General features: G+C 45.9%; 18 protein-coding genes. 3 read left to right on the top strand and 15 right to left on the bottom strand.

The genetic code is table 11. The features are described from left to right. Positions 1-11: 11 nt before the first annotated feature. The 8 genes from MKY44_RS11485 to MKY44_RS11450 form a co-directional block, all read right to left on the bottom strand. Positions 12-914 carry an ABC transporter permease gene (locus MKY44_RS11485; protein ID WP_062834078.1) on the bottom strand — a complete coding sequence of 301 codons (903 nt, stop codon included), beginning with the start codon at positions 912-914 and terminating at the stop codon, positions 12-14. A gap of 111 nt (positions 915-1,025) precedes the next feature. Beyond that, complete coding sequence (locus MKY44_RS11480) at positions 1,026-2,627, bottom strand: extracellular solute-binding protein (RefSeq protein ID WP_339784173.1); 1,602 nt, start codon at positions 2,625-2,627, stop codon at positions 1,026-1,028. Positions 2,628-3,022: 395 nt separating this feature from the next. Next, positions 3,023-3,397: a hypothetical protein gene (locus tag MKY44_RS11475; RefSeq protein WP_341007135.1), complete on the bottom strand. Its 375-nt coding sequence runs from the start codon at positions 3,395-3,397 to the stop codon at positions 3,023-3,025. A 234-nt stretch (positions 3,398-3,631) separates the two neighbouring features. Beyond that, complete coding sequence (locus MKY44_RS11470; RefSeq protein WP_341007134.1) at positions 3,632-5,875, bottom strand: helix-turn-helix domain-containing protein; 2,244 nt, start codon at positions 5,873-5,875, stop codon at positions 3,632-3,634. 21 nt (positions 5,876-5,896) lie between these two features. Continuing rightward, a complete protein-coding gene (locus tag MKY44_RS11465) occupies positions 5,897-7,120 on the bottom strand; it encodes an MFS transporter (protein ID WP_341007133.1) in 1,224 nt (407 codons plus the stop codon). 49 nt (positions 7,121-7,169) lie between these two features. Beyond that, on the bottom strand, positions 7,170-8,222 hold the full coding sequence (locus tag MKY44_RS11460) for an ROK family protein (protein ID WP_341007131.1): 1,053 nt from the start codon (positions 8,220-8,222) through the stop codon (positions 7,170-7,172). A 36-nt stretch (positions 8,223-8,258) separates the two neighbouring features. Next, on the bottom strand, positions 8,259-9,500 hold the full coding sequence (locus MKY44_RS11455; RefSeq protein WP_341007130.1) for an ROK family transcriptional regulator: 1,242 nt from the start codon (positions 9,498-9,500) through the stop codon (positions 8,259-8,261). 537 nt (positions 9,501-10,037) lie between these two features. After that, positions 10,038-10,877, bottom strand: a complete 840-nt coding sequence (locus MKY44_RS11450; protein ID WP_017688839.1) for a YitT family protein — start codon at positions 10,875-10,877, stop codon at positions 10,038-10,040. A gap of 374 nt (positions 10,878-11,251) precedes the next feature. Here MKY44_RS11450 and MKY44_RS11445 point away from each other — a divergent pair, with 374 nt between their 5' ends. The 3 genes from MKY44_RS11445 to MKY44_RS11435 all read left to right on the top strand — a co-directional run bounded on the left by MKY44_RS11445 (position 11,252) and on the right by MKY44_RS11435 (position 14,142). Further along, positions 11,252-12,310 carry a fatty acid desaturase gene (locus MKY44_RS11445; protein ID WP_076249560.1) on the top strand — a complete coding sequence of 353 codons (1,059 nt, stop codon included), beginning with the start codon at positions 11,252-11,254 and terminating at the stop codon, positions 12,308-12,310. Between the two features lie 87 nt (positions 12,311-12,397). Next, a complete protein-coding gene (locus tag MKY44_RS11440; RefSeq protein ID WP_445670684.1) occupies positions 12,398-13,546 on the top strand; it encodes a sensor histidine kinase in 1,149 nt (382 codons plus the stop codon). After that, complete coding sequence (locus MKY44_RS11435; protein ID WP_036608692.1) at positions 13,543-14,142, top strand: response regulator transcription factor; 600 nt, start codon at positions 13,543-13,545, stop codon at positions 14,140-14,142. The genes MKY44_RS11440 and MKY44_RS11435 overlap by 4 nt, the downstream gene beginning before the upstream one ends. A gap of 186 nt (positions 14,143-14,328) precedes the next feature. Here the strand turns inward: MKY44_RS11435 and MKY44_RS11430 are convergent, their stop codons facing one another. The 7 genes from MKY44_RS11430 to MKY44_RS11400 all read right to left on the bottom strand — a co-directional run bounded on the left by MKY44_RS11430 (position 14,329) and on the right by MKY44_RS11400 (position 26,184). Further along, entirely contained in the window at positions 14,329-15,237 is a 909-nt protein-coding gene (locus MKY44_RS11430; protein WP_341007128.1) for a hypothetical protein, read from the bottom strand. Between the two features lie 44 nt (positions 15,238-15,281). Then, the gene (locus MKY44_RS11425; protein WP_124114291.1) at positions 15,282-16,022 is read right to left on the bottom strand and encodes a polysaccharide deacetylase family protein; all 741 of its coding nucleotides are present in this window, start codon (positions 16,020-16,022) and stop codon (positions 15,282-15,284) included. Between the two features lie 472 nt (positions 16,023-16,494). After that, positions 16,495-16,998 carry a ferritin gene (locus MKY44_RS11420; protein WP_341007126.1) on the bottom strand — a complete coding sequence of 168 codons (504 nt, stop codon included), beginning with the start codon at positions 16,996-16,998 and terminating at the stop codon, positions 16,495-16,497. A 156-nt stretch (positions 16,999-17,154) separates the two neighbouring features. Then, positions 17,155-17,274: a hypothetical protein gene (locus MKY44_RS11415; protein ID WP_017688846.1), complete on the bottom strand. Its 120-nt coding sequence runs from the start codon at positions 17,272-17,274 to the stop codon at positions 17,155-17,157. A gap of 100 nt (positions 17,275-17,374) precedes the next feature. Then, positions 17,375-17,632 carry a YolD-like family protein gene (locus MKY44_RS11410; protein WP_036608707.1) on the bottom strand — a complete coding sequence of 86 codons (258 nt, stop codon included), beginning with the start codon at positions 17,630-17,632 and terminating at the stop codon, positions 17,375-17,377. A 153-nt stretch (positions 17,633-17,785) separates the two neighbouring features. Beyond that, a complete protein-coding gene (locus tag MKY44_RS11405) occupies positions 17,786-19,477 on the bottom strand; it encodes a DUF11 domain-containing protein (RefSeq protein WP_341007125.1) in 1,692 nt (563 codons plus the stop codon). Continuing rightward, the gene (locus MKY44_RS11400; protein ID WP_341007124.1) at positions 19,474-26,184 is read right to left on the bottom strand and encodes a DUF7507 domain-containing protein; all 6,711 of its coding nucleotides are present in this window, start codon (positions 26,182-26,184) and stop codon (positions 19,474-19,476) included. Before MKY44_RS11400 ends, MKY44_RS11405 begins: the two co-directional genes overlap by 4 nt. Positions 26,185-26,276 lie beyond the last annotated feature (92 nt).

The raw sequence follows: 26,276 nt of genomic DNA, 5'->3' as shown, positions 1-26,276 counted from the left end.
GATTCAATCCACTACATAATGCTCTCATCGGTTAATTTCTTGGACGTATAGTTCGCTCCGAGTATGAAGACAAGTCCAACTAATGCCTGGAACAAACCTACAGCTGTTGCGAGCGTAACCTGACCAGATTGTAAACCGACACGATAGACAAATGTGCTAAGCACATCCGAGTATTCACGTACAGCCACGTTTCCGATAATAAATGGTCGGTCGAAGCCGATGGAGATCATGTTGCCGACATTAATGATCAATAAGGTAACAATCGTCGTTTTGATGCCGGGCAAGGAGATGTGCCAGATTCTGCGTAGCCGACTTGCTCCATCCACTTCTGCCGCTTCATACAGTTCCCGGTTAATGCCTGTCAGGGATGCCAGATACAGAATCGTTCCCCAGCCTGCACTCTGCCACACGCCTACCGCAAGATACGTGAAGAGCCAATAGTTTTTGTCTGAAAGGAAAGGTAATGGATCAAATCCCATGCTCATTAAGATATTGTTAATGAAACCGGATTGTGTACCGAATACCTGAAGCACGATCCCTCCAATAATAACCCACGAAATAAAGTGAGGAATGTACAGTAAGGTCTGTGCCAACTTTTTGAACCAAGCCTTCTTCAGCTCGAACAATAAGATGGCCAATATAAGTGGTGCCGGGAAGGAAACCAGTAGATCCAGCATATTAAGCACTAACGTGTTACGTAATGCAGTGTAGAATCCCTGATTTTGAAACACTTCTCTGAATGCATCCAAGCCAATCCACTCACTACCGGAGATGCCTTGAAAGAAGTTAAAATCCTTGAACGCAATCTGCACGCCATACATTGGCCCATACTTGAAAATAATGAAGTAGATCATGGGCAGTAGGAGCAACGCATATAGTTGCCAGTTTCTGCGGAAATAGATGCTTGTTTTCATAAACCTTCCCCCCATGTCATTCAGGATTTTTCATTAAGGCGATGTTGCCATCGCCCTAATGAAATCCCTGTTCTTTGTTGTCATACGCATTAGATGTGATCTCTACTCTACTTATTTCATCGCTTTGTAAGCTTCTGTACGTTCATCCAGGATTGCTTGGCCACCGCTCGCCATGTAATCCTTCATCATGCTGTCATACGTCGCTTCAAAATCAGCGGGTTTGGAAATGGTTGTTTTCACGAAAAACTCCATAAATTTGTCTTTCAAACCGTTACCGTAACGTGCTTCTGCATCAATCGGTTTGGAGAAACGTACCGGTTGAATGGTGTCCGTGTTAGAGATCGCTACCGACTTGCGCATGTCATCCCGATACTTCGACTCTACCTGTACGACATAGGCCTCTTCATTTTTCTTGTCATCCCCAACGTATTTACCGTTCACGATAATGGCAATGTCACCGGAATTATAGATACGGCCTGCAATTTCAGGAGAAGCATCATCTTTGATCAGTGGTACCCCATCCACAAGTTCATAGTTCTCATTTTCAACACCAAATTGCAGGTCGAACAGGTTGTTGCCCGAAGCCATCCAATCCAGATACTTCATCGCTGCTTCCGCATTTTTACTCGATTTCGGAATCATGACATACATTGCATTGGGTGCATATGCCGGTTTGGCAAATTTGCCTTCGGAGTTTTTGAATGCATCAATCGGTGTCATCACTGCATCCGGTTGATTGGTTTGCAGGTTTTTGTACGTACCGGAGATGTAAATCTCCCCCGCATCCTCGGTGTAGAATCCAACTTTGCCGTTAGATACATCTTCCCACAGCTTTTTCTTGTCTTTGTCGAGTCCAAAGTCCTTACTCATTAATCCTTCATTATAAAGTGTGTTCATATATTTCAGAGCGTCCTTGAAACCAGGCAACAACGTTGGATAGTCATTGGAACCCAGTTGCTGCGTTAACGTATATTTTTGTTCTTCCGTCAGTGGTTCAATGAATGACCAGATGAGTGGTTCATATTGAGCCGAGGCAATAGACATCCCCATTGGGATAAGTCCTGTGCCCACCTTACCTGGATCTTTTTCCTTAAAGGCCTTCAGTGTTGTATGCAGCTCCTCAGCTGTCTCAGGTGACGGCAATCCGAGTGCATCCAGCCAGTCCTGACGAACATAGGATGCGTACTTGCCAAGTACAAGACGTTTACCTGGAACCGCAAACTGTTGACCATCATATTGACCGTAGGCCAGCGTTTCATCTCCCAGGAACTTCTTCAGATTAGGACCGCTTTGATTGATCAGATCCGTAAGTTCGGTCAGACCTCCTTGCTCTGCATACCGGTTGAATGTTCCTGAATCGTAGGTAAATACGATATCAGGTACTTCAGAGCCACTCGCCATCAGAACGTTAAGTTTCTGTACTTCCTCCGAGCGTGGTACCGGAACAAACTGAACATCGATGTTGTTTGGATCACCAAACTTCTCTTGAATGAAGCGAGTCAGATAACTGTCCGAAATGGTGTAGCCCGCCGGAGTGTTTCCCCGATCGAAGATTTCTACTTTCAAAGTTGTTTTTTCCCCCGAACCCGACTCTCCTGATGAAGATGTTGATTCGCTTCCTGACGAACATGCAGATAATAATAGAGTGAATGCTGTTACCACTGCGAGGATTGAACTTGCCTTGCCTGCCTTACGTCTTTGAAATAATCTCATTTGACCTTTCCCCTTTCGCACACTCTCTGAATGAATTCACATGATTGCCACTCCACTTTGTTCATCCCATTTTGTTGCACCTGTGAATGTCACTAATCATTACACACGATCTGATATTTAGACAATAAACTATTTTCAAAATGTAAAATTCACGTTTTTTAAGTTAAATACCGCAATATATAAACATATTTCCTGACAATATACAATTTTCACGACACTAATGTTAGATATACTAACATAATATGTTGTTTAAGGCCGACTTCTCATACCCAATCTGGCATCACCCATCTTGCAATAATCCTTTTTCCATAGAATTTCTCTTCAAAAAAAGAAAAAAGAGACCACATCTTATGTGATCTCCTTGTTTAGCAACACGTGTAGAACGATTCAACGTACTAATTCCTCGGCGGAAGATTAAACTTCATTTGACCAAACAACGTATCGATGGCATTTCCCGCAAATTGATCGATAACATGTTCGTTGCTTGTGTCCGTATGTTCCAAAATCAATACATTATACTTCTCATCATAGTGCATTCCGCCCAAAATAAATCGTACAGGAATGTCCTGAGCCGCCCCTGCCTTCGAAATGGCTTGAATAAGTTCGGATTCATGCCTTTGCTGACTTGTCATGTAGGTACCAACAGGTATAGTTATCGTATATGACGAGTCATCTACATGAAATGTAAATGTGTTGTTGCTTGCTGTGATGGTAACCTGTTTACTGATATCTACCGATCCCCATACTTGCTGTCCGTATTTGTACATCATCTTCACTCCTGCCCTATTAATCTATGAATTGTCATAATGCTAGTATAGGACATTCGTAAAATTCCATAACGCACCAGCTTAATGGGCATAAGATGTTGTATTAAAAATCAAAAAATCTCCTGCAAAGGACGATAAGGGACGAAACCTTATTGCCTCATTCAGGAGATTTCATTGATATCTCTAAGATTATTGGATTTCACCCGATACTCGGATGTTCTAACACGTGCAATTCCGTTATTGATCTCCTTGTTTTCCACTCTGCTTGCGGTAGTCTCCTGGTGTCACGCCCATAATCCGTTTAAATACTCTGCCAAAGGAGATGGCATTGGCATAACCCACTTGCAGAGCAATATCCTGAACAGCCATATCGGATGCAGACAACAGACGACAGGCCTTTTCGACCCTCAGTTTCACCAGAAAATCAACAAACTTCATCTCAAACTCTTCCTTGAACAGATAACTCGCATATTTGCCCGAGATTTGGAACCGATCACTCAGATGTTTCAGCGACAGATCCGGATCATCAAAATGCTCTTCAATATAAATCCGCAGCTCATTGATCATCGCACGATGACTTTTCGTTTCATTTACAGATACATAATTGCGATAAACCTCTTTAAGCCACTCCTGCAAAATATCTTGAATCCCCTCCAGTGTCTCCACCTGCTGGATATCACTGCGAAGACGAGTCAGGATTTCCTCGGCAAATTGGCTTTGCAACCGCTCAGACAGCTCCCCGAATTCACGGGACAACATCTGGATTAATGCCTGCAGCAACATGCGAATATCGTTATCTGTAATCTGATCTTCGCTGAACGCAACAAACATCTGGTCCAGTTGAGTCCGCCAACCATCACCCGTAAGCCTGAATTCACGGACAAAGTCTGCGAGCATCTGCAAATACTTGTACGATTGCAGCTCAATACGATCCGGCAGTTGCTCACTGAGAACGATCGCATCTTTACCCAGGGTAAGTCTATGTTGCAAACCCGCATCTGCACTCGCATAGGAACGAGTAATCTCCTCCCAGCCCGATACGGTTCGTCCAATCCCGAACGTAAACCGGAGGCGGAAGTTTTCCGCAATCCACATATGCATCTGCTTAGCCAGATCCATAAGCAATTCGCGGTCCAGTCCTTCCTGCTCATCCGACGCAATCACCACAATAAGCCTGCGGTTCCCAAACCATTCAGCCCAACCGCCGAACTGGGTCTCGTTCTGCACAAGTTCTTCCACTACGTTCATGAGCGCAATCTTCAGAATATTCTGATTGGTCGAGAGATCGTCACCATTCATCTCCGCAATGAGCACGGCAACACTCTTCGGTTCCATGAATCGTTCCTCTAGCGGTAGCAGATGGCGAAGTCGTTGACGGAACGAATCCATTCGCTCTCCTTCCATAAGATCAACAAGCAACTGTCTGCGGTGAATCAGCAAGTTTTCATGATGTTGTTTCTCATAGTCAACCGTTTGAGCAATCAGATGTTCCAGCGCACGGTCGATGAGTGCCAGTTCATCCTTGACGGATGGTGCTGCTTCATCCTCCTCGGCACGTGGCTGTAACGCCTGAATTCGATTCATGATCAGCTGAATGGGGCGTGTATTTCTCCGAGTAATGTAGATTAGTCCCGCCACCGCACCAACAATCGTTAATAAACCAATACCGATCCACACATAAGAAACAAGGGATACCCATGAATACAGTTGTCCGGATTGAATACCACTCTCAAAGACCAGACCAAGTTTGTCCGCAGTCACACGATTAAGGATTTCACCTGCTGAAGGGTCCATTTGATGCGCGGTATAGATCAGATTGTCGCTCTTATCCCGAACCTGAAGAACAGATAACTTTTCATTGGTCATGTTATCAATCTGCCGTTCCACTGCATACATGCGGATGGTAATGACGAGCAGTCCTTCCCCGCCCCACGGTAACGGAAGCCACTTATTCATGCTAATCACCTGTGAAGGTACGTCGAAGGAACGTTCCTTATAATCACGTGGCAGGTTCCAACCGAGGTTCTCCCGATCTTTCAAGGCTTGCTCAATATAGGCACGATCTTCGAAATCTTCCAAACGCATCATGCCTCTGGGCGTAAGAATCTGGGAATCGGACATACGATAGAGATAAATGGATTGAATCATATCCTGCTGATCCAGCATACGTCCCAGCCCACTTGCCGCATCATAGATGAACTGACTCGATAATTGTCCCTGTCCAGCTTCCAGAAAGCGACTATATGTTTTGTTTGCACCAATGTCTTCAAGCAACCGAAGTTCAATGTCACTTAACGAGCGCTCCAATGTATCCACGATATAGCGGGTGGAGATCATGTCGGCTTTTTGTGTTTCGTTACGTGAGAGTTCGTTGACAATCAGGAAGGAGAGAAAGATCAGAATGGAAATCGTAAGCAGAAAAATAGGAAAATACGAATACATCAACTTGGTGTGCCAATTCCGCTTCAGATTTACTTTCATAGGCTCCAACTCCTTCCATTTCTATTCTAATGAGTATGCTCTTCTCTGTTCTTTGGCCTGCCTGCTGACGATATACAGAATCACCGATCCTAGTGCCGCACTGATCGTGCAAGCCAGATACATCAGTGATGGACCGCCGGAATCGAGTAAATATCCGTTAAGCATATTACCAACAATTCCGCCCAGGCCAGCAAACACCATGTTAAATAAACTTTGTCCTGTGGCCTGCATCTCACGTCCCGTAACGGAAGCCACATATTCCACTGCTGCGATATAGAAGAATCCGAAGGATAACCCATGCAGCACCTGAACGCCAATCATGACCTCAGGTGTTGGCCATAGCCATTGTATCCCCCAACGTAACATATACGCCCCTGCTGCAAGCAGCATCGTCCGTTCATGCCCCCATTTTCGGAGTATGAATGCCGCTGCCAACATGGATGGAACATTAGTAATTGACGCCAGCAACAGTGCTGTACCCGTCATGGTCACAGAACCGCCAGCCATCTGAAATGAAATAACAAAAAAGGAGTTAAACGCAGTGAGCGTTTGGTTAACCAGGAAACAACCTGTTAGAAATAGAAGGAATGTCCGGTTTCGGAGCAATCTTGCCAAACCTACGGAGAAGGTTACCGAGGACGAGGATATGCTCGTCTGCCGGGGAAGTGTACTTGCCAGTATAGCGCTCAGAATGTTAAACAGGAGAAATGGCAGCCATAACATGTGAATGGAAAACTGGGAGAGATACATCCCTGCGGCAAATCCCCCAACTCCCGTTCCTATGCTGCCGAAGAGTCGGATCATGCCATATGAGGTATTCGCGGCTCTCGCAGCTGTAACCGCATAGGAGTCAGCCACGGGTATTTGAGTCACTTGGAATATAGTGCATAAAGTATAAATCAATATTAATATAAAGTACACTTGAATATTGTAGAAATACGCTAACGATGCAGGAACAAGCAGGCTTATCACCAGGACGAACCGTGTCTTTTTAAACTTATCTACCAGAATTCCCCATATAGGTTGAAGAATAATGGATACAAGTGTGCCAAACGCCATAATAAATCCGGTTTCTTTACTGGAAAACCCTTGTGCTACCAATATGGGATTAATGTACGGGTTAAACATCCCCCCGGCAAGCCCCATAAACAGATATAGGCCCTGTAATTTGAGTAAAACACGTTTTGCATCATTGGAATCGGCTTTTGTTTTCTCTGTGTAAGCCTTCATATGTCTACTTCTCATCCGGATCTCCATCCTTTATTTCTGTAGTTGCTTCGCCTATTCTCTATTTTTATGTGCGTGTCAGACTCGATTTGATTGCAGCCAATGCCCCGATTGCTCCTGCTTTGTTCCCAAGTTCAGCTACAGCTAAAAGTGTAGGCAGAACAGTGTAACGTTGGAGGCGTGTGCGCACTTCATTTAGATAATAGGATGGGTTGGATGCAGCCACGCCACCACCGATCACTATAATGGAAGGATTGAGTAAAGCCGTAATATTCGCCAGACCTCTCGCCATATAACGCATGGGTAGTTCCAGAATCTCCAGGGCAGCAAGATCACCCGACTCCGCTGCTTTGAATACATGCCTGGCTTCAAGCTGTTCCGCTTCCCCTCCTGCCAGACTCATGATCAGGGATAAGGAACTTCCCTTTCCAGCAGCAAAATAACGCCTCGCCTGTTCGGTAATTCCCGTACCTGAAGTCACTTGCTCAAATACGCCAAAGGAATCCGCATCCGCAACGTAACCGGTATGAAGCCCTTCGTCTCCTGCAATGAAATGCCCAATCTCACCTGCTGCTCCATTCTGACCGCTATAGAGTTGTCCATTCAGGATAAGAGCAGATCCAATGCCTGTTCCAACCGTGACCATTACACAGTGTTGATGTCCCTGTGCTGCCCCTTGATCATATTCTCCCATTGCGGCCATATTCACATCATTATCCAACATGATATTCCCGCTGTAATACTTCGCAATAACAGGGCGAATATCTAGCTCAGGCCACTGAAAAGCCGGAGCATTTCGCAGTATTCCCTCCTCCTGCAGAACCACACCAGGGAATCCCAAGCCTACACCGTTAAGTTGATCCAGACTGCATCCAACTTCGCGGCAGAATGTTTCCAATTCAGCGAATAACCATCGCAAGAACTCATCCGGCTGATCACTGGCAAGCGTAGGCAAGATACGTTCATGAACTTCATTTCCAGCCTGTTGTGATGACAAGAGCATTAATGTTTTGGTGCCTCCAATGTCAATACCTGCAATCCAGCCGGATGGATCACCTCCAACCGTACCATTCTGATTGGTCTGATAATTATTACTTACGTTTTTCACGGATTCTGTCATCCCTTTCCCCTCCTCACATGTTGTATATCCAATCTCTTATTCCATGGCTTCCTGCTGAAGGTTCAGCATCGTTTGTTGTATGGCCACCTGTACCGCGCCAGTGACAACAGCCTGCTCACCAAGCTTGGAACAGATTAACTGTGGTTGCACCGGGAATTGCTCAGAGATGATCTGCCTCAGTAAAGGCAATAACACATCACCGTTCCCTCCTACGCCTCCGCCAAGCACAATGAGATCCGGAGCAAGCACAACGCTAATCTGACGCAGAGCGGAAGCAATCTTCTGGCTGTATTGTTGTAGAATGTCTAACGCCTCTACTTCTCCACTGCGCGCAGCTTCAAATAACTTCTCGGGAGTCAGGTGTCTGTGAAGATCATCTGTAATTACATCTACTTTTACATCCATATCCACATCTGCACCCGAATCAGCAGCCTCCAATAATAGTTCATCATGCTGATCTAGATAATCTTGCGCCAGTTGCATCAGACCATCAGCGGACAGCACTTCCTCCAGACGTCGGCCATCGTCCACCAGCATCTCCGCGATCTCTCCGGTTAACCCACCAAGACCTCGAAGCAGTTGACCATGCACCATGATGCCAGCACCCGTCCCTGTACCAATCGAGAAAAAAACAAACAAGGGATACCCTGCTGCTGCACCACTCCGATACTCCCCAAGCGCCGCAAGATTCACATCATTTTCCAGAATTACTTCACAGGGAAAAGCTCCTGACAACGACTCTAGAGAGAAAGCTTCTTGCAGACCCGCTAACGGGTCCACAATACGATGGATACGCCCTGAATCAGGCAGCACTACGCCTGGTATACCAAACCCGATGCATTGAATCTGATCCCAGTTTAGATGATTCTTATCAAGCAATTCGTTCATATGGCTTCGAAGAAGCTCCAACATCGTCGCTTCTGCTGGCTCATGAGCTTTTTGAACAACCATAGGATATGTTCGATAGGCAATGATCTCTCCATTCAGATCGGATAATGCAATCCGAATACGTGTTGCGCCGATATCTATACCACAGACATAATAAGCCGTTTCATTGAAACGAATGAGGGTTGCTTTGCGACCCTGAGCGTTGTCAGCTCTCCCCATTTCCCTCACCAGATTACGGTCAATCAGATGTTCGATCGCCAAAGACACCGTTGGTTTACTAAGTCCGGTCTGACGGCTGATATCCGCTCTCGACATCGTTCCCTGAGTTATCAGGGCATCCATAATGAGATTTTCATTCAGATTGCGGATATACTGCGGTGTGCCAGCCATGTTATCGCCTCCTCTAATAGTTAGTTAGGTTTATTAACAAATTGATTAAATTCAATATATCATCGTGCTTGGTCGGTGTACAGCTTTTTGTCATTGCACTCTTTTACTAGAAAGAACCACATCTTCACCTGTAACACAAAAGCCTAATAAAGGAATTATTATACAATAATAGACGTTTATACATTACCGAAACAGTGACGCGGTCATAGAATACCTTATCACGATCAGGGAGGTTTTAATATGTATAGAAAACATCATAAATGTCATCATCCAAGACCAAAGTGTTTTTACAAAAAAATTACGAAAACTTGTGTTACCAAAATTAAATATGTCCCTACAAAGTGTAAAAAACATTGTTGTGTCACTGTTGAATATTGTCCAGTCAAAAAAAGAAAACATTATTAATATTCTTTTGCCCTTCTCTATAGAGAAGGGTTCTTTCTTTTTGAACTAGATTAATACGGGATACAATTAACCTATCAAAAAAGTTGCGGTGATATTTCACCGCAACTCCTTTCTTCCTTATATACATATTCATTAAGTTTTGGAGAGTTCAATAAATCCTTCACCGAATACATCACGCACGTCATGAATGGTGATAAAAGCAATCTCATCTTCTGCTCGTACAATCTTCTTCAGCATAGAAACTTCCTGCTTACTAATCACAATGTATAGAATTTCTTTCTTATTTTTCGTGTAATAGCCATGACCAGACAGGACGGTTACTCCGCGATCCATCTTCTCAATGACTTGCTTCGCGATTTCATCCTGTTTGGAAGAGATAATCATGACTGCTTTTTTCGGATTGAGTCCTTCAATAATGAACTCCATTGTTTTGGTTCCAACAAACAGCAAGACAATTGTACACATTAATCCTTGCGGTCCAATGATGAAGTATGAGGAGAAAGCCACAATCAGATCGAAGAACAGAAGTCCGTAACTGATATTCCAATCCAGATATTTGTTGGCAAGTCGGGCCAGGATCACTGTTCCCGCCGTTGTGCCTCCCACTCTAACAATTAAGCCAATACCAAGACCGGCAAATAATCCGGCAAAAATGGTATTGATCCAGAGTTCATCTGATGCAATCGTCCAACTCTCCGTCAGATGCAGGAACAACGAGTTGAATACCACTGCAATAATCGTATATACCGTAGTCGTTTTATCAAGAAACCGATATCCCACAATTAACAAAATACCGTTCAGGATCAAGTTCATCAGTCCAGGGGACCATTCAAACAGGTAATACAAAATAATCGTGATACCCGTGACGCCGCCTTCAGCCAAATCGTTCGGGATGACAAACAGGTTCACCGCCAGTGCAAACAGAAATGCACCTGCCATAATAAATAGGATATCCGTAATTCGTTTCTTCATTATGCATTCCATCCAATCCATCAGAAATCAACCTAATCGACCCGTCTCATAAGTTGTCATAACCACTCAAGGATAGATTTTACCATGCTCTCAACAAAATTTGTATACATAATACAAATTGTTGCGTGATTTGTGCAAAGGAATTTGTAAAACCTGCTCTTCTGTCTTCTGCAGAGCTGTTGAGTATCATACACCCATGACAAATGTCATGGTCCATCATTGATATTCATCATTACAGAAGGCTGACGTTTATGACTTACTGTCATGTTCGGATTGTTTTACAATGATAAAAACGCTTCCTACAGGAAAGTCTAGCGGGAAACGCCAAGTTGTAGCTGATTACAGTTATAACGATTGAAGGAGGACACAATTTTATGAACAGATCAAAAGAAATGGCCTTAAAAAAAGAAGTTACCCCTTACGAAAAAAATGATCTCAGACTAAGTATCCGCCAGTTAATCAATACATTGCTCCCGCTCTTCTTGTTATGGGCTGCAGCTTACTTTAGCTTATCGGTTTCCTACTGGCTGACCTTCCCGATTGCCTTGGTGGCATCCGGATTTGTACTTCGGACCTTTATTATTTTCCATGACTGCTGTCATGGTTCATTCTTCAAGAGCAAACGCGCCAATGATATTCTCGGTACCATTACGGGTGTGTTAACAGTAACACCTTATCAGCAGTGGAAAAACGAGCATTCTATCCATCACGCAACAAGCAGTAATCTTGACAAACGTGGTGTAGGTGATATCTGGGTTATGACGGTTGACGAATACAAAGCAGCTTCTCCTTGGGGACGTCTCTTCTATCGGATTTATCGTAACCCGTTTGTATTGTTTTGTATCGGACCCATTTACGTGTTTCTGTTGGCTTACCGTTTTAACCGCAAAGGTGCAAGACGTAAAGAACGCATCAACACACATCTGACTACCGTATTGATCGTAGTGCTCTATGCATTCATGTCCTGGTTAGTCGGATGGCAGGCTTTTGTAATGGTGCAGGCACCTATCTTCTTCTTCTCCGGTTTCTTTGGTATCTGGTTGTTCTACGTCCAACATCAGTTCGAAGAGACGTATTTTGAACATGAAGATGAGTGGAGTTATGTAAAAGCAGCTGTTGAAGGCAGTTCTTATTACAAATTGCCAAAATTATTGCAATGGATCAGTGGTAATATCGGGTTTCACCATGTGCATCACTTGAGCCCACGTGTACCTAACTATTTCTTGGAAGAAGCACATAACGCAACACCACCTTTGCAAAAAGCAACGACTATTACACTACGTTCCAGTCTGGTTGCCCTGCGCTTCCGTCTGTGGGATGAAGATTCTAAACAGTTTATTAGCTTCAGACAGCTCAAAAAGCTATCCCGCAAGCCGTATGTTCAACCGCCTATCCGAGTAACCAATCCAGCGGGTCTGACAGAGAAGCCTTAACTCTGTCGGATTCGTTTTCTTGTGTTCAAGCCATAGTCATGCTACAGTCATGCTAAAGTTGAGTACAAGTGCAAGGAGGAGAATTCCATTCAAAAGTGGATGCAAAATTTTTATAAAAAAACAGGGTTGAACCTTTATGTATGGCTCGCCTTTTTCATCCTGCCCTTCTATTTTATATCGCAATATTCTAAATTATGGACGATGGTAACCGGCATCATCATTATCCTCGTCTTCTTCGTCTGTTACCTGCTCGCCTTCATCACCAAGGGCTGGCAGGTGTACATGTGGATTGGAATGCTTATTGCCATATCCATTACAATGACGATCGCCTATGATTATGCGTATTTCTCATTGTTTCTTGCTTTCTTTATTGGGAATATTAAAAATAAAGCCGGTTTCTTCACCCTCTACTCGGTGAACCTGGCAGCCAGTTTCGTAACCATTAATTACGGTTTCATTAATCAGAGTTCTCTGTTGGTGAGCCAACTCCCGTTTGTATTCATCAGCTTAATGGCCTCCATCCTGCTCCCAATCAGTACGTATAACAAAAACAAAACTGAACAATTGGAAGGCCAATTGGAGAATGCGAACAAGCGACTTGATGATCTCGTAAAAATGGAAGAACGCCAGCGTATCGCTCGTGACCTGCACGATACACTTGGACAGAAGCTCTCTCTGATCGGTCTGAAAACCGATCTGGCGAGACGGCTGCTCCGCAATAATCCCGATCAGGCCGAGATTGAATTGAACGACCTCAGACAAACGGCAAGTACAGCTCTGAAGGAAGTCCGGGAAATGGTCACTACCATGCGTGGTACACAATTGGTCGATGAACTGTTCCGGGCGGAGCAGATTCTGAAGGCCGCTTCGATTGAATTTGTGCTGGAAGGTAATCCGAAGTTACAGGATACGTCACAATTGAATGAAAATGTCCTCGGTATGTGCTTGAAAGAAGCTGTCACCAATGTCGTCAAACACAGTCAGGCAACAACCTGTACTATCATCATTAAAGAAACACTATCGGATAATGTATTAACCGTTCAAGATAACGGTGTTGGAATAGAACGAACTCGCAAACAGGATCGGCGCGGAACAGGAATTTTGGGCATGAAGGAACGACTTGAATTTGTGAACGGTTGTCTGGATATTCGCTCTGCGACAGACATCCCGGGTACAGCGATCATTATTCATGTTCCGAAACTCGTTCGCAAACCGATAAAGGAGGCAGAATCATGATTAGAATTGTAATCGCGGAAGATCAGCGCATGATGCTCGGCGCCTTGTCCTCCCTCCTCAATCTGGAGGAAGATATGGAAGTCGTCGGACGTGCCAGCAACGGCCAGGAAGCCCTTGCCCTTGTTCAGGAGCTTGCACCAGACATCTGTCTGATGGATATAGAAATGCCCGTAAAAAGCGGCCTTGAAGCCGCAGAAGAACTCAAAGGAATGAGCTGTAAGGTCATTATCCTGACCACTTTTGCCCGGACCGGATATTTCGAACGTGCCCTAAAGGGCGGTGTCCGTGGTTACCTGCTCAAAGACAGTCCAATTGAAGAACTTGCCGAGTCGATCCGCCAAGTTATGAATGGCAGACGCATCTTCGCTCCCGACTTGGTAGATGAAGCTTATGTAGAAGAAAATCCCCTGACAGAACGGGAGAATGCCGTACTAGGCCTTATGGCAGATGGGAAAAACACCAAGGAAATCGCCGGGCATCTGTTCATCACAACGGGCACGGTGCGTAACTACATCTCCATTATTCTCAACAAGTTAAATGCCAGTAACCGGATTGAGGCCATCACTCGCTCCAAGGAAAAAGGGTGGTTCAAATGAAAGCACCGCTTTAACCCATTGAAACAAAAATAAGCATGTACCCCGGCTGCATAAGCTGCGATAACATGCTCAAAATAAAAAGCTTGGCCCAGCAATTTCTTCCTGGGCCAAGCTTTTTTATGTGTATCGTAACAATCCAACACTCATCTCTTCTACACTGCAGAATATCCGTAAAACATTCAAGATTTATTTCACAGATACAACCATGCCAAGAGCTTCTAATGGCACTTGATCGGTCTTAAGATGATGAATTGGGTTACCGTCCTGCCATGAGATCGTTACATGAACAGACTGTCCACCACTTGGATATTCAACCTTGATATACCCTTTATCTTTGGGTACAGGCAACGTATGTGACTCCAGGTACTCCACCATTTTCTTCGCTATTCCCGGATTATTCATTTCATCTTCGGAAACCGAACGAATTTCCAGCGTCCATCTACCTTCTTGCCAAGTCAGATATTGACTGCCTGCGGCACCTTCACTCATACCTTTGATGCCATGTCCCAGATCCACAGCCATATCTGCTGGAATATCTTTCAGGTCCGTCTCAGGGAATATTTCTGGCTGATTCGGGTCTTTATAGGTCTTCACTTCATAGGAAGCCAGTACAGGTATCTTACTGTCGGATGCAGTTAAAGATTGATCATTAATGGCAACAGACTGAGTAGTAGCGTAGAAGTTTACCTTAAATGCATCAGCAGTATTGGACAGTATTGCCGCCCCCAAAGATGTACCCTTGTCCAATGAAAATGAAGTGGGTAACGCTGCATCCTTCATCTTCAACTGGTCGCGAACTTGTTTGATCACATCATTCACACCTGATTGACCAATGGCAACTTGGTTGTCATTTGCCTTCGATCCTGATGTGTGTTCATTATCTGTTGTGCCCGTATTCTCTTTGGTTCCTGTTTCATTTTCATTAGAGAAATCAGCACCACCACTTCCGGTCTCGGTCTGCTCCCCCACTGTTGTCGTTGGTGAAGAACTATTCTCTGATGTTGCTGCATTTGAATCCGGTCCGCCACATCCTGCCAGAGCAAGTAAAACGGCTGTCGTTACTGGAATCGTGATCCATAATGGCTGTTTCTTCATGATGTGTACCTCCTTCGTTGTAGCCAATCTAAAAATTCAAAAGATTAACGCTTGTCGTTCCAGAAGTTAACTGGCTGCACTTTTTTGCTTAATACTTCAAAACGATACCCTTCTGCCTTCAAAGTTTTCAACACTTGCGGTAATACTTTCAGCGTTGCTTCCTGGTCGTGCATAAGCACAACAGGTGTTGTTCCACTCTTTTGCACATTGTGGATTTGCTTCATTACACTGTTATAGACTTTCTGGTGATCTTTCTGGTATTTCCAGTCTTCCGAATCCACATTCCAATCCCATAGATGGAATCCACCCTGGCCCAGCAGTACATTACGGAATGCCGGTTTGAGATATGGTTTACTACCATATGGCGTCCGAACGAGACTTGTTTTAACTCCGGCAACCTTATTCAGACTTACATTGGCCTGTTGCATCTCTTTCAATCCGCTATATGCAGATTTATAGAATTTGCCTGGAACGTGAGTCACACCATGCAGACCCAATCCATGCCCGTCAGCTACGATTCGTTTGGTAGCCTTCTGAAATTTTTCCATCTGAGGACCCAGCATGAAAAACGTTGCCTTCGCATGATACTGATCCAGAATATCCAGTAACTGACCCGTATGAGCGGTTGGCCCATCATCAAACGTCAGGTATATGATTTTGGAATTTGCTTTGCTTGCACCATCCTTGGATGCAGCAGATTTGGCAGATACCGACTGCGGCAATAATAGTGGAATGATTAGTAAAATAGCAAGTGTGACCATGATAGATTTACGAATATGTAGCATAATTAAAAGTCTCCCTTTTGTGTTATATTTCCCCGGGTGTCCATGTTGTTCTACCTTCATCCCTTGGCGATTAATCCTAATACTATCAAAGATAGTGGCTCCTGTTCTCGCTCCAAAGACTACGGTAGAGTTACACTTTTGTCAGATAAACCTAAAATTTAATACGAATTTGATAGATTTGCGCAAAATAAGATCCCGCCAGGATAGATCAATTGTGACATATCCTCTATTACCCATATTCAGAATTTTGATAGACCTTCACTCCAATTCAAGCAAATCTATACAATCATTAAATATCGTTGCATGCAAAAAAACCTGCACAAGTGCAGGCTTCTTTGTCTTCAATCAGCATATGGCATCAAACCATCATCCCTTGCAAGGGGATTGCCCCCATTGCTTTCAGGATCATTACCTCATGCTGTATGTACATGGTGCTTTGACGCTGGAATCTTCTCGACTCCCTAAGTGCAATTTATTCAGTTGGAGCAGTGAACGAACGTTTGCCAAACTCGGCATCCAGCATGTAGAAGGCATTGCTGTCTTTTTCAATGCGGCGCAGCTTCTGAACAATATTGTCAAACAAAGCTTCCTCTTCAACCTGCTCATCAATGAACCATTTCAGGAAATACATCGTTGCATGTTCACGTTCATTCAGAGCAATGTCAGCCAGATTGTAGAATTTTTTCGTGTTTTGCTGTTCATGAGCATAACCATGCTCAAATACATCCAGCATCGAAGCATATTCATTCTTCGGTTCTGGCAAAGCCGCAAGTGTGGCACGTTGTCCACGATCATTCAGGAATTTGTATATTTTCATGCCATGGAATCGCTCTTCTTCCGCTTGCACGATGAAGAAGTTCGCAAATCCATCCAGACTTTTGCTGGAACAATAGGCTGCCATAGCCAGATATACATGAGCGGAATAAAACTCAAAGTTCATCTGTTCATTTAAAGATTCTGTTAACGTTTGGCTCATAATCAAAACACCTCTTTCTTTCTCTAGGGATGGTTATATTCTAACATAACGTAAGCAGGACTTACACCGATTTTCTACAAAATTCGCCAAGGACTGAACGAACAAAAAAGCTCTGCCGCGATGGCAGAGCTTCTTTCATTCTTTAGAGATATGCAATTATACCAAGAACGCTTTGGAGATGATAACCAACAGGATGAACAGAACCAGAATGGCACCTACAGAAGTGAAACCTCCGTATCCGTAGCCTCTTGTTTCTCCACCTAATACTTCGCTCATTGACCGTACCTCCTCTGCAACAGGTATGGGTTATCTTATGCAGGAAGAACGACTTTGACAGGGCGGATGCCCTAATTATTCAGATTGCTGTTTTTTTCGTTCAGTACCGGGGAGATTGCACACGCATGATATCCAGAAAAGGCACCTTCGCTGTGAACTCTTCTTCGGTATACTCTACATGCACGAGTCGTGTACGGGAGTCCATTTTGACGATGACTCCTTGCACCTGATCTTCTTTGCCCCATACCGTCAACAGTACTTCCGAACGTTCCCGAAAGGCTTCAACCAGCTGGTTTCCCAACTCTTCAAGTTCAAACTCATCCCGTGTAGGTCTTTTTGCTACTTTTGCTTTTGCCAATGTGGCTGCCTCCTCTACTCCGACGTCCCGATTCCACGGGTTGATTGCCGAGTTCATATTCAATTAGTATACCATTCATTTACGTTCGTGTAATCTCATGGCATCCAGAATGAACAAATTACTCAGGCAAGTTACCGTTAACCGTGATACCTCCTATTCTTCTCTATACTCCACAATGATGCTGTACTCATTCGATCGGGTTTCGCCAGCCCGTTTTTGTCCATTCCATTCATACGTGTACCGAGCAATCAAGTCTCCTTGCAGCGTCCCCGCCTTCTCAGAAGCTAACTTCGCTACATACGAGATGTTCTTTTCCGTTCCAGGCTCAATCACGCCCACATGCAGGACCCGTGGTGTGGAATACTCTGATATGCTTAATTGGAGCTCACCCGTAGCTTGCCCAAGCCATCTGGCACCCTCAGGTAAAATGCTCCCAAGTTGTACACGTGCCGGCAAATTGCCCGTATTCCCCACGCGTACCTGAAAAGTGACGGTACCTCCCTGCTCGACCAATGTGGGTGTCACTTGAACGTAAGCGCAAATTATCGGCGCTTTCAATTCGACCACAGCTTCATTGGATGTAATCATCCGCTGCACTGACCGTGAATCTGGCAATCTAAATGTATACATCAGGCTAGCATGATTCACATACCTGTAGTCATCAGGCATCGATTCATCTCGATCTGGAAGTTTCGCTTCGAACTGAATATTCAGTATCGACCGGGCTGTCAACGTCCCCAGATTAAGCCCTTTAACCAGATTGGTTCCGGGACGTTTAACCCCATTCCAGCCCAAACTGCCTTCGACAAATGTCATACCTGTTGGCAGTACATCCAGGAGAGTTCCATCCACCGCATAACTGCTTGCATTGGAGACGGTAATATTATATTGGACGGCATCACCCAATGTGGCCGTCACCGGGAGCACACTTTTCAGCACAGAGACCTGGGGCTGTATCACTTCCAGGGTAACCTGATTGGAGTAGACCGTCTCCTGCTGTCCTACCGAGATATATGACAGTACAGCTACACTTGATATTCCGTTTGCATCGCTTCCCCCCATAACCTGAACCCGATATTGTACCCTAATTGAGCTTCCGGGCAAAATCTCTCCAAGTTGTATGCCCGTATCAGGCGTTACTTGTGGCGCAAACATTTCATCTACTATGACACTCGCAGGTATAAAAACAATACCTTGTGGCAAAGAAATCGTTACTTTGGCATTCGTGGCTGCAATAAAACCCGGATTGCTCACGATGACGGTGTACATGACAATATCCCCTGAGAAGGTATAGATGTGATCCGCCTGCAAGGAGATCTCCAGCCGGGATGAGACCAGATTGACCTCCACGATATTGGATTGTTCCATACCTGTAACCGTTCTGCCTTCCGGTGTCAAAAACTCATAGTTAACCTGTGCCTGGTTCAGCAGCTTCAGTGTCTCAGGTAAACGCAAGATTACAACTTGGAAGTGGTATCGCAACGTGGCTCCGGGCTCGATTTCGGCTGGAGGCAATCCTCTCTCTGGTGATGCTCCCGGTAACGGAATACCATCACGCAGTACACTATTGGGAAGCAGTGCCGTCTCTGCAGATAGCTGATCCAATAGGTGCACTAAGGCCGGAAGATTTCCGGTGTTAACAATTTCAACATGGTAGATAAGAGACTGCCCCAAGGCAGCCTCTGTGACATTGCACACTTTTCTGACTTCAAGCCTGGGGCCGATCCACGGTGTTACAACCGTATTCGAATAGGATACCTGTTCCAGTTCAGTCGCACCCGAGCTGAATCGAACCAGGGACTGATTCTTTAGCCAGTGGGACAACGGACCGGAAGATTGGCTCATATCACCACAACCTCTACTCTGAATGTAACCGTAACGGAAGCACCCGCAGCAATCGAACCAAGCGTGATGCCTGTATTCGGATTCCCTGTTGGTCTTGGCACACCATCCACCGTAACACTTCCTGGCACAAATACTGTACCAACAGGTACCGGGTCAACCATGACCACATTATTCACCACTTCAATACCGCTATTGGTTACTACAACCGTATAGGTGATTACATCACCAACAACAGCATCAATGGCACTTGTGCTTTTGGCAACAACAACATTGGGTGCAGATACCGGGATAACCAGAACATTCGAAGATACGGTCCCCGTCAACAGACGGCCATCGGGTGGACTAAATGTATAGTTGGCCACCGCCTGGTTAACCAGTTGCTGATCCTGCGGCAACGTATCTACAGTTACTTCGAGGGTAACCGTTACAGTAACCGTACCTCCGGACGGTATGGTACCCACAACGATACCCGTCTCCGGATTGGCACCTGGCTGTGGAACACCATCAATCAGAACACTGTTAGGAAGCAGTACCGCTCCGTTTGGTATACTGTCGATTAATGTTAAATTAGCAGCAAGATTCCCACTATTGATAATTGCAAAAGAATACGTGATGGTGTCACCAATGGTTGCATTGGAGGTGCTCCCTGTTTTGGTTACGGCAATAATCGGCTGATAGATTGGTGTTACAACCGTATTGGAATACGCTGCTCCCGAGAAAACACCCGATGTGAAACTTACGGAAGACTGACTGCTCACTTGTGGTGGTGTTGGAAGCGTATTGACCCGCACTGCATACGATACCGCTATCGATGCTCCAGGCGCCAAACTACCAAGAGCTATGCCCAGCGCAGGGTTGGCCAAGGCACGTGGGACGCCGTCCACCAGAACACTGCCTGTAACAAATGTGGTGGCTGGGTTAATCGGATCGGTGATCACAATGTTGTTTACCGGGTCAATTCCTTCATTGGTCACAACCATTTCATACACAATCGTGTCGCCTACCACGGCATCAACTACCGAAGCCGTCTTAACTACACTCACGTTCGGAGCAGATACTTGAATGTTGAGTACGTTGGACGTAATCGTGCCTCCAAGTGTTCTTCCATCAGGTAATGTATACGAAAATGTCGCAGAAGCCTGATTGGTAATCGACTGGCTCAAAGGTAACGTCACAATCACAACGGAGAAGGTAACTAGTGTTGTTGTGGAAACGACACCAAGCGGAATACCCGAAGCCGGATCTGCACCTGGTGCAGAAGCCCCGTTAATAATAACGCTATTTGGAACAAGCTCTGTTCCTGCCGGAATGGTATCGGTCAACGTGACGGATGCCCCATAGTTCCCGGTATTGGAAATGGCGATGCTGTACACAACGGTATCCCCTACCGTTGCTATCGTCTGATCTCCCGTTTTCACTGCCGACAGAATAGGTTGATAGACCGGAGTTGTAACCGTATTGGAGAATGTGGTCGCTGAGAAAACACCTGATGTAAAGCTGACAGTGGACTGATTGTTTAACACTGCACTTGCCGGGAGTGCCGTAACCTGCACACTAAATACAACGGTTACCGTAACACCAGATGCGATGGAACCAAGTGTTATTCCCGTAGAAGGATTGGCACCAGGTCGCAGAACACCATCGACAAACACGCCGGTTGGCGCAAGAACGGTACTTGTTGGCACTGCATCCGTGAAAACCACATTGTTGACCGTTGCAATTCCGTTATTGGTTACAGCGATGCTATACGTTACGACATCACCAACAGATACCGCCGTCGAAGTTGTGGATTTGACGACATCGACATCCGGTGCCGATACGGTAATGGTCAGCACATTAGATAGAACAGACTCCGTGATGTTCCGCCCATCCGGCAATGTATATGATAGAGCTACCGTAGCTTGATTCACCAGTTGTTGCGGACTTGGCAGCGTATCAACAACCACTGAAAAGGTAATGGTGGTCGTAGCTCCGGGAGCCACATTGCCTGCGGGGATGCCGGTTGCCGGACTTCCTGCTGGCAGCGGTTGACCGTTCACAATAACGCTATTTGGAACAAGAATGGTTCCGGCTGGAAGGTTATCTGTCAGGTTAATCTGGGCTCCATAGTTTCCCTGATTGCTCACGGTTATCGTGTAGCTGACCGTATCCCCAACGGTAGCGTTTTGTGTACTGGCTGTTTTTTGTGCTGAAAGAATAGGCTGGTACACCGGAGTGACCACGGTATTGGAGAAGGTTGTGCTTGAGAATGTACCTGAGGTAAAACTGACCGTAGAGCGATTGCTCAACTGATTGCTTGGCGGGATCGCGTCGACACGGATACTGAACGTGACCGTTGCGGACGTTCCGGGCCCCAATGTACCAAGGGATACCCCACCTGCCGGATTGGCTCCAGGTTGCGCAACCCCATTCACTGTGACACTACCTGTAACAAAGGAGGCTCCGGCTGGAATCGGGTCCGAGAACTGAATATTGTTCACCGGTGCAATTCCGCTGTTGGTCACCAGAATGGAATAGGTCACCGTATCGCCTACAGTAGCCGCAGTGGAAGTTGTGCTTTTGACAACAGCAACGTTTGGTGACGAGACTGGAAACGTGAGCGTATTCGAAGTGGCTGAGCCAGTCAACGTCCGCCCATCTGGAGGTGTAAATGTAAAGGATGATGTAGCAAAATTGCTAAGCTGCTGCGGAGATGGAAGTGAATCCACAACAACGGCGAACGTGACAACAGCCGTCGCCCCCGCTGCTACAATGCCTACCGGAATGCCTGCTGCTGGCGTCGCTCCTGGCTGTGGCACACCGGATACAACCACACTGTTGGGTACTAAAGTAGTCGCAGCAGGAATGGTATCTGTCACGGTAACATTTGCCTCCAGATTGCCTGTATTGCTGACCGTTACCGTGTATACAACCGTATCACCTACGGTCGCATTTACGGTATTTGCCGTTTTGACAAGTGAAATCTGCGGTTGTATAACCGGAGTCTGTGTGGTATTGGACGATGATGACCCTGAAAATGAACCGGATGTGAAGCTGACCGTCGACTGATTGTTAATCTGCGAAGGAATCGGCATGGTAATCGTCACCTCAAAAGTTACGGTAACCTCGGCTCCTGGAGCCAACGTACCGATTGGAATGCCGGCGGTCGGATTGGAGAGCGGGAACGAAGTCCCGTTCACAATGACACTTCCGGGTACAAATGGGGTATTCGAAGGAAGAGGATTGACATATACCACATTATTAACGGCTACTGTGCCGTTATTACGAATAACAGATGTGTATCGAATGACATCTCCGACTACGCCGTACTCTACATTGTCACTGTTGACAATGGTAACATTGGGCAGAGACACTGGAATAGTGATGGTGTTTGATGACGAGAGACCGGCAATTGTTCTCCCACTTGGGAGTGTGTAGGCAAAAGAGGCAACCGCCTGATTAATTAACTGCCTTGCATCTGGCAAACTGGTAACCGTCGCAACAAAGGTGACCGTTGCACCTGAGCCCGCAGCAATCTCTCCTAGACTGATACCCGACTCCGGGCTGACCCCAGGGGTAGGTACGCCATTAATAATGACACTATTTGTGCTGAATACTGCTCCTGCTGGAATGGGATCTGTCAAGGTAACCGTTGCAGCTATGTTACCTGTATTGTTAATTTGGATGGTGTAATTAAACGTATCTCCTACCGTCAAACTTGTTGTACTTGCTGACTTCACCACTTGGATCACTGGCAGAAATATGGGGGTATTTACTGATATAGAAGAAGAAACACCATTAAAACTGCCTGATGTAAATGCTGCATTGGCCTGGTTACTAACCAAACCCGTAGATGGAACGGAATTCACTCGGGTCTGATAGGTCACAGTTACACTGCTTGAGCTATTCAATGTACCCACTGCGATTCCCGCAACGGGGCTTGCGCTGGTAACAGCAGATCCATTAATCGTGACACTACCCGGGACAAATTCAGAGCCGGATGGTGTATCCGAAATCACCAGATTTTGTACTGCACTAATCCCTGCGTTTGTTGCAACAACGGTATACGTAAGCACATCTCCAACTGTCGCATCCGGTGTATTTACTGTTTTACTAAGAGAAATATTGGGAGCCGATGCAGATATACGAACGATATTGGATAAGCTGCTGCCTGAGAGATTCCTTCCACTTGGAAGCTGGTACGTATAACTTGCTGTCCCTTGATTCTCCAGTGTCGGGGGAGTCGGAAGTGTGGTGAGTGTAGCGCGAAACACCACCGTAGCCGTAACTCCCGGCAGGAGGCTGCCCAGTGTTATTCCGGTTAATGGGCTTGTTCCAGGCCGTGCAGTACCATTCACAGTTACCGAATTCGGGACAAACGTCAGCCCCGCTGGAATCGTATCGGTCACATTCACTTGAGTCGCTATATTTCCACTGTTCGTGACCACAAGTGTGTATGCAATCTGATCCCCCAGTGTCGCATTAGTTTGGCTTGCCGACTTGTTGATACCAACAACAGCTTGGTATACAGGGGTTGTAATGGAATTGGAGTTTGAAATGCCCGTGAACGAACCAGAGCTATAGGACACTACCGCTCGATTGATTAACGAACCTGAAGCAGGCAAAGACTGCACATTCACCTGAAACGTCACCGTCGCAGAACTTCCGGCCGCCAATGTCCCAATAGAGATACCACTGCTCGGATTCGCAGACGGTACGACAGTTCCCCTTACGGTTGCACTGCCGGGAACAAAAGTTGTTCCAGCAGGGAGCGCATCTGTAAGTACCACATTGTTAATCACCTGAATACCGCTGTTGGTAGTAACTACGGTGTACGTGAAGGTCTCCCCGACAGCAACATCGGTAACGGATGCTGACTTTACCGTGGTCACATTGGGCAATGTTACCGGGATTGTTAAGGTATTCGAGGCGATGTTTCCCGTGATCGTACGACCATCAGGTGAATTGAAGGAATAAGAAGCTGTCGCCTGATCCACAAGAGTCGGCGGTGTCGGCAAGCTTGTTACAAGTACCTGAAAAGTCACGGTATTGGCACTTCCTGCCGCGAGGCTCCCCAGATTAACGCCGGTAACCGGATTGGCGCCAGCAATCACATTTCCATTCAGACGAAAGCTGCCTGCTACATATGAGCTACCACTTGGAATGTTATCCCTCAATGTAACGTTAGCAGCAACATTCCCTCCGTTGTTCACTTGAAGTGTGTAGGTTACCAGGTCACCCACCGTGGCATTGGTGGTACTCGCCGATTTCACAATGGACAGGTTTGGCGAATAAACAGTAAGGGTGGAGTTATTGGACGGAATAACTCCGGTAATGACCGGCCCCCCTGCTACACTTTGAAATGTAAAGGCTGCATTGGCCGAATTCACCAGTTGCAGGATGCTTGCATCCTGACCGATGAGTGCTCGATAGGTTACAACAACACTACTGGATAAAGTTAACGAACCCAGCGGAATGCCTGCCGTAACATCAAGTGTTGGACGGGATACACCTGCAACCGTGACACTGCCTGGAATAAAAGTAAGACCTGCAGGAAGTGAATCGGATAAAACAACACTGGCCGCACTCGCAGTGCCTGCATTGGTAACGGTAACCGAATATAGAATACTATCCCCGGCAACTGCACCGGCGGCCACCGTTGCCTTAGCCAATGTGATCTTGGGTGCATTGATATCAACTTGAATTGCATTGGCGTTGACAATGTAGGCATCCCCCGAGGTCGTTAATGTCAACACCGCAGATGACTGGTTATTGATCAGTCTTGCTGAAACATCCACATTGGTAATATCCCAGCCTTGACGTCCACCGATAATATTCGTACCTGGAGCCCCGTTGATCTGATTTCGTGTCCCAAACGTTCCTGTTGTATTAAGCGCTCCGGTATCTCCGTTAATCTGAGAAGCAAAAAAGTTCGCAGCTAGATTATTGGGCCCGGACAAAGCAACCGATGTAGCTGAGGTTGGCCCGAATAATGCCTGGTCACCGGTCCGGTTCGCGTCGCCCTCCTGCGCACTGAACAGTATTCTTCCTCCCAATACACCGGAAAGGGGCGTTGCAAATCCAGTCAGTGTGGTAACAACAGGTGGTGAAGTGGATTGAACAAGTACGCCGCCTGCACGCAAAGACATGTTGCGAAAAGGCAGATTGGGATTCTGATAAATGACCCCAAGTGTCCATCCCGCATGATTGGCCGTGGAATCACTTGGAATAACAATAGTCCCTACCACTGCTCCAGTGATATATGTACCTGCTCCCCCATTTTGTACAAGTGTGGTCACGTTGGCGGAACGTACATAGCCAGCAGCACCGCCCCCCAGATCGAATTGATTGTAGGTAAGTGGATCAGGAGTCACACTGGAAGTCCCTGCGGGTGTAATAAACGTAACCGGATTGTTGATGGCAGCACTCAGATTGACTGTACCATTAATGTAACTGCCGCCCCAGATCAATTCTGCATACAGAACGGTACTTCCAGCAGGTAGTGTAAGAATGGCTGCTGAACTGTTGCTCTGATACAGGCTTGTCGTTCCCAGTGGATAGGTGCCGTACTGGAGGCTGGTGTTGGTTGTGATAAAACCTCCAATACTGTCCTGTGTTCCGGGTACTCCCGCTGTTTCCGAACGACTCAGTCCAAGCGTATTTCCTGTAAATGTAATTGCTCCCGTAGCATTAACGGTTGAACGAACGACAAGAGGAATGAAGATCACCTCCCCTTCATCAATGATTTCCTACATATGGAACGGAGCCATGTATATAGTCTATGAGTGTATTGTTGAGTTTTGTTTGTCCTCCATAAAAA

It is taken from the genome of Paenibacillus sp. FSL R7-0026, assembly GCF_038004485.1.
Classification (GTDB): domain Bacteria; phylum Bacillota; class Bacilli; order Paenibacillales; family Paenibacillaceae; genus Paenibacillus; species Paenibacillus xylanexedens_A.
The sequence above is the reverse complement of the archived record's forward strand: the minus strand, read 5'-3'. Positions and strand labels throughout refer to the sequence as shown.